The 1,679-nt window shown below is 39.9% G+C and carries 1 protein-coding gene; it reads right to left on the bottom strand.

From position 1 onward, the window contains the following. Positions 1-153: 153 nt before the first annotated feature. Positions 154-1,679: hypothetical protein (locus WB217_RS07135; RefSeq protein WP_423991983.1), on the bottom strand; the 1,526-nt coding region annotated here is incomplete at its 5' end.

The following is a 1,679-nucleotide window of genomic DNA, read 5'->3' as shown; positions in this document are numbered from 1 at the left end:
TTTGAATTCTGAATCAATACAGCATATTTGAATTTTTTAAGCGTGCCTTCTTTAATTCCCTTATTCATAAAGATAGTGGCGTCTGAATAAGGTGTATGCTCTAATCCAGTTTAAACAATGACACACACTTACATGTGTAAATTGGAAAAAATTTCACATGTCACTCTTTACTTTTTCAGAATCAATTAAAAGAGTGTTTTCAATTTTCCCTTTTCTATCCTTTAATGATCCAATGGAGTTTTTGGTTTCAATAATGCTGTTATCCTCATATGGAAGATATTGAATGATTTCAGTCCATAAATGATTGGTGGTTTTATCGGATGGCTGCGTTTGCAAAGTCATATTATATTCATGGTCACAGCTGCGATGAAGAGTGTGTTTTTTTCGTTTTCTTGCATTGAACCACATAACCGTCTTCATTATCCCACCCCAAATGCCTGTAAAACTTTCGTTAGCAATGGGGCTGCTTATAAATTGGTAAAAGAATAATTTATCGCCATTGTCATATTGAACTTCAGATTTTACTGAAGTTGAGAAGTGGACATCTCCTGAAAGCAAAACACAGTAGCTTGGCTTCCATTTGCTGACCGTGCTTAAAAATTCACTGAGCCCTTTTCCGTTGTATTTCCATGAATCAAAATCAAAGGATGTCTGGACCGGAATACCAAGCACTTTAAAGGGATAAACATATTTGTGTAGGAAGGATTCTATTAATCCCATCCCATAAACCGGTGATGGAGAGACTATATTCAGCGGTGTATTTTTCCTCCAGCCGCTTTCCTTAAGTTTCTCAGTGATGTGGTCCCATGCTTCAATGCTGATCAGAAAAGGAGTCCGAGTGGTTTCCTCTATGATGTTCACAAGCTTAACCGGCTTAGGCCGCGGGTCAAACTCCCGTTGTGTACGGGTGTCAAGGAAAACCGTTTTTGGAATAGTCGGGGCGACAAAGTGCCAGGAATGGAACCCGGATAATAAATCGATCCCAGCTTGATAATCATCGGACAGAACATCATTTGCTTCGATATATTTACGGATGGTTTTCAAAAAAGTGCGATCAAAGCTTTCGGGATCATTCCCCCAACCCTGAAAAAGCCAATAGGCAGCCATGCCATTTGTTACAATATGCCGGCCTAAAGGAGAATGGCTGACGGATTCAGTCCAATCCTGCGATATATTCCAGTCATCTGTTATGTCGTGATCATCAAAAATCATATAGGTTGCCGTGTTAGCCATTACCCTTCTTGCGGCAGCAACAGAAGGAATAAAATTTCTCAGATGATCAAGCTGCTCTTCATATCTCGCTTCTAGTTTTTTGAGCTCTTTCTTACGTATTTTCTCATCACGCTCAAATTTAAGATGCAGCATTCCGCGATCGTTAACCTGCTGAAAAGGGAGCAGAAGTTCATTTTCCTGTACATAATGCCAAAGGTCAGGATTCCATACCATTAAATACATTGCGGCATATTCGTCGAAAGAGATTAAATGATTATCTCCATTTCTAGTCGTGAATTTAGCCAGGTGTTCAATCAGATATTGACGGCCATTAACCTTTTTCAGTCGAGGAGAGAGTGAATCACTTAGCAAGCTTCCATCATGAAGGGAAGCTTGTTCGCTACCGGACAACTGTTGACCAATACTAGTTAAAATAGGGATGAGCGGGTCTGCTACATCATCGGCAT

This window comes from Mesobacillus sp., assembly GCF_049588175.1.
Classification (GTDB): Bacteria; Bacillota; Bacilli; order Bacillales; family Cytobacillaceae; genus Mesobacillus.
Note: the sequence above shows the minus strand (reverse complement) of the source record. Positions and strands in the feature narration are given on the sequence as shown.